The organism is Actinotalea ferrariae (genome assembly GCF_019733465.1).
Taxonomy (GTDB): Bacteria; Actinomycetota; Actinomycetes; order Actinomycetales; family Cellulomonadaceae; genus Actinotalea; species Actinotalea ferrariae_A.
This window is the reverse complement of sequence record NZ_JACVQL010000142.1, coordinates 1-4,001: the sequence shown is the minus strand read 5'-3', so window position 1 is coordinate 4,001 and position 4,001 is coordinate 1. Positions and strand designations below refer to the sequence as shown.

4 protein-coding genes and 1 tRNA gene are annotated in these 4,001 nt (G+C 74.0%); 1 reads left to right on the top strand and 4 read right to left on the bottom strand.

Going from position 1 to position 4,001, the window contains the following annotated elements; genetic code table 11:
- Nucleotides 1–636: MFS transporter (locus ICW40_RS11695; RefSeq protein WP_221654142.1), on the top strand; the 636-nt coding region annotated here is incomplete at its 5' end.
- 63 nt (nucleotides 637–699) lie between these two features.
- Here ICW40_RS11695 and ICW40_RS11690 read toward each other — a convergent pair.
- From ICW40_RS11690 to ICW40_RS11675, 4 genes are all read right to left on the bottom strand, one after another.
- Nucleotides 700–788, bottom strand: a tRNA-Ser gene (locus ICW40_RS11690).
- Between the two features lie 108 nt (nucleotides 789–896).
- Nucleotides 897–2,165, bottom strand: a complete 1,269-nt coding sequence (locus ICW40_RS11685; protein ID WP_260459118.1) for a threonine/serine exporter family protein — start codon at nucleotides 2,163–2,165, stop codon at nucleotides 897–899.
- A 50-nt stretch (nucleotides 2,166–2,215) separates the two neighbouring features.
- Nucleotides 2,216–3,124, bottom strand: coding sequence for a hypothetical protein (locus ICW40_RS11680; RefSeq protein WP_221654129.1), 909 nt, complete (start codon nucleotides 3,122–3,124; stop codon nucleotides 2,216–2,218).
- A gap of 103 nt (nucleotides 3,125–3,227) precedes the next feature.
- Nucleotides 3,228–4,001 (bottom strand): glycoside hydrolase family 18 protein (locus ICW40_RS11675; protein WP_260459117.1); only part of this gene is annotated, 774 nt, incomplete at its 5' end.

Below are 4,001 nucleotides of genomic sequence, written 5' to 3'. Positions count from 1 at the left end.
GCGTGGTCCCGGCGCGCCCTGCTGCCCCTCGCGGCCCTCGGCGGCCTGGCCGCGTGCGGGGCGTTCGTCGAGGACGCGGGCAGCTCGTGGGGCGCGCTGTACATGCGCGGCGAGGTCGGGGCCGACGCCGCGACGGCGGGCCTCGCGTTCGTCGCGCTCTCCGTCGCGATGACGGTCGGCCGGCTCACCGGCGACCGCTTCGTGGACCGGTTCGGGCAGCGCCGGGTGGCCCTCGTCGGCGGTGTCGGCATCGCGGCGGGGATGGGCCTCGCGCTCGCCGTCCCCTCCGTCGCCACCACGCTCGGCGGGTTCGCCCTCGCCGGGCTCGGCGTCGCGACCCTCGTCCCCGCCGTGATGCACACGGCCGACGAGCTGCCCGGACTCCCGCACGGCGTCGGGCTGACCGTCGTCAGCTGGCTCCTGCGGGTGGGCTTCCTCGTCTCGCCGACCGTCGTCGGGCTCGTCGCCGACGCCGCGAGCCTGCGGGTCGCGCTGCTCGGGGTCGTGCTCGCCGGCCTGGTCGTGCTCACCCTGGGCTCCGTCCTCGTCGACGCGCCGCCCGCGCACGGCGCCTCCCCGGACGAGGGGCTCCCCGCGACCGCCGGGCCCGCTGCGGCGCCCCCCACCCCGCGATGACGAACGCCCGGGCCCACATGACGTGGGTCCGGGCGTTCGTCGATGTCCTGCGACATCGAAAGGCGGAGACGGTGGGATTTGAACCCACGGAAGGCTTGCGCCTTCACGACCTTAGCAGGGTCGCGCACTAGACCTGACTATGCGACGTCTCCAGTGTGCAGGTCAGGGTACCCGGGCAACCGAAGCAGGGGCAAAGCGTGTGCTGACCTGCGCGGGAGCACGCGCCGCGGTCGTCCCGGCCGCCCGGGCGGACCGCTCGGTCATCGCTCGAAGGCCCACGCGCGGTCGGTGAGCATGCGTCCGACGGCGAGTCCGATCGCGATCGAGACGACGACGAACATCGCCTGCACCCCGGCGCCGAACGCCGCGTCGACGTCGCCGTCGTTGAGGCCGACGACGGCCCGGTAGGCCGCCGCGCCGGGCACCATGATGACGACCGCGGGCACCGACACGGTGATCCGCGGGACCCGGAGCGCGGGCGCGACCCACGCCGCGAGCAGCCCGACCACGAGCGTCGCGAGCATCGTCGCGGCCTGCATCGCCACACCGACGTCGGCGAGCTCGAGGCGCAGGACGTTCGCGACGGTGCCGATCGCCGTCGCGCCCAGCGCCATCCGCAGGGGCGAGTTGAACAGCAGGGCGAACCCCAGGACCCCGAGCGCGCTCGCGAGGGCGCGGAGCGCGAGCTCGACGAGCGGCGCGAGGTCGGCGCCGGGGGCCGCGACGGTCTCGAGCCCCGAGACCCACGACACCGCCCAGACGCTCACGCCCGCGGAGACGAGGACGAGCAGCGCGTACGTGGTGCGCGCGACGCCCGCCGAGAAGTCGAGCTTGGCGAGGTCCAGGGCACCCGTGACGAGGGCGAAGCCGGGCACGAGGAACAGGACCGCCGAGATGACGCCCGCGTCGTGACCGGCGCCCGCGCCGCCCGCCCACGCGTCGAGCGCGAGGACGAAGCCGAGGTAGACGAGGCACGCGACGGCGGCCGCGAGCATCGTGACGCCGAACTGGTTGGCCCGGCGGTGCAGCAGCGCCCGGCGGACCGCCTGCCCGAGGCCTGCCGCGAGGAACACGCCGGCGATCTCGACCGGGCCGCCGTCGTTGAGATAGGCGAACGCGCCGCAGGCTGTGGCGGCGAAGAGCGCGTTCGCGACGGCCGGGTAGAGCGGTCGGAGCGCCTCGATCCGGTCGAGCTCGCGGTCCACGTCGGCCACCGTGGCGCCCGGGCTCAGGCCGTTCGCGAGGTCCGTGAGCTGCGCGAGACGGTGGGCGTTCACGCCCACCGTCCGCACCTCCGCGACCTCCGTGCGGAAGATCGAGCCGCGGTGCGAGGTCGCGGTGATCTCGGTGAGCGTCACGTGGGCCTCGTGGCGGTCGATGCCCAGCGCACGGGCGACCTGCTGCATCGCGGTCTTGACCCGATAGCTCCCCGTGCCCGCCGCGAGCATCGCCCTGCCCATCCGCAGCACGGTCCCGGACCTGCGGATGAGCTCGACCGGTTCGAGGGCGTCCTCGTCGGGCGTCGTCATGGGGACCATCCTGGCGGCACGCCCGGACGGGGGCGCGGGACCAGCGGACCTCAGGGACGTGGCTCCCCGGCCGAGTGGCGGGCGGCCGGCATGAGGTCGCGCCGGTCGACGACGTGCCACAGCTCCGCGGTCTGGACGAGCCAGAACGCCGCGAACTCCGCGACGAGCAGCGCCTCCACGACGATCACGGCGTGGTCCCACGCCGGCACGACGACGAAGCGCAGCAGACCGATGACGACGAGCGTCACGCCCATCGCGACGGCGATGGTCCGGTACGTCGTCGCGTAGGCCGCGCGCTCGCGCGCTCTGCGAGCCTGACGCGCGTTGATCCAGACGACGAGGATCACGCCCACGAACATGGTCGGTGCCGCCGCGTTGTGCCCCGAGGTGATGAGGCGCTGCGGGTCGGTGAAGAACACCACGGCGCCGACGGCGACGACGAGCCAGCCGACGGCGCGCGCCCACCGTGCCGCTGCGTCGGGCGCGGGGCGCGCGCGTCCGCGGGCCGCGACGACCAGGTGGACCGCCTGCGCCACGGCTCCCGCGACGAGCACGGCGAGCACGTTGTTCCGGACGCCGTCGGCGGCGACGTACTCCGGCGGGAGGCTCGGTCCGCCGCAGATCCGCTCGCGCCCGGTCGGCACCATGGCGACGACGAACGCGAGGAAGCCCGAGAAGTCGAGCACCGCGTCCTCGACGGGTGAGCTGCCCTTGTAGACGAGGAGGCACATGCCGATCCCGCACAGCACGGCGACGAAGACGCTGTGGGCCGCGGTCCAGTAGTAGGCGCTGAGCGACGTCTGCCAGCACCCGGCGGCGACCGCCTGGGCGACGACCGCGGCGGCGAGCAGCACGACGAGCAGCACGATCGCGAGGCGGATCGACCGGTAGGTGTCGAGCACCGCCCGCCGCTGACCCAGCGGCGCCTGCCCCGAGCCGACGTCGTCGTCGTCGTCCACCCTCGCAGTCTGCACCCGCGCAGGGCGCCAGGGACATGGCACGACGGGGTGCGGCCCGGTCGACCCGGACCGCACCCCGCGCTCGTGCGGCGTCAGCCGCCGATCACTCCAGGCCGCGGCCGATCGCGCGGATCAGCTCGCCGTTGGTGGTGTCACCCGACAGCTCCCAGAAGAAGGCGCCGGCGAGGCCCTCGCCCTGGGCGTAGTCCATCTTCCCGGCGATGGTCTGGGGGGTGTCGTAGCTCCACCAGGTGGTGCCGCAGTGGGCGTAGGCGGTGCCGCCGACGGTGCCGGTGGCGGGGCAGGTGTTCTTGAGGACCTTGTAGTCCTCGATGCCCTGCTCGTAGGTGCCCGGTGCCGGTCCGGTGGCGCTGCCACCGGGGGCGGACTGGGTCACCCCGCTCCAGCCGCGACCGTAGAACCCGATGCCCAGGAGCAGCTTGTTCGACGGGATGCCCAGGCTCTGCAGCTTGTCGATCGCCGTGGCCGAGTCGAAGCCGGGGGTCGGGATCCCCGGGTAGGACCGCAGCGGTGAGTGCGGGGCGGTGGGGCCCTGCGCGGCGAACGCACCGAAGAAGTCGTAGGTCATCGGCATGTAGAAGTCCACGTACTGCGCCGCACCGGCGTAGTTCGCGGCCTCGATCTTCCCGCCGCTGGTGCCGTCCGCGGTGATCGCGGCCGTGACCAGCGCGTCGGAGCCGAACTCGGTGCGCAGCGCGCGCATCAGGTTCGGGAACGCCTCACGCCCGGACGCATCGCAGCTGAGCCCGCACGCGTTGGGGTACTCCCAGTCGATGTCGATCCCGTCGAACACGTCCGCCCACCGCGGGTCCTCGACCAGGTCGTGGCAGGACTGGGCGAACGCGGCCGGGTTCTG

Bases quoted from the DNA above. Each gene is read 5' to 3' on its own strand.
- ICW40_RS11685 (WP_260459118.1), bottom strand. From the start codon at position 2,165: ATGACGACGCCCGACGAGGACGCCCTCGAACCGGTCGAGCTCATCCGC.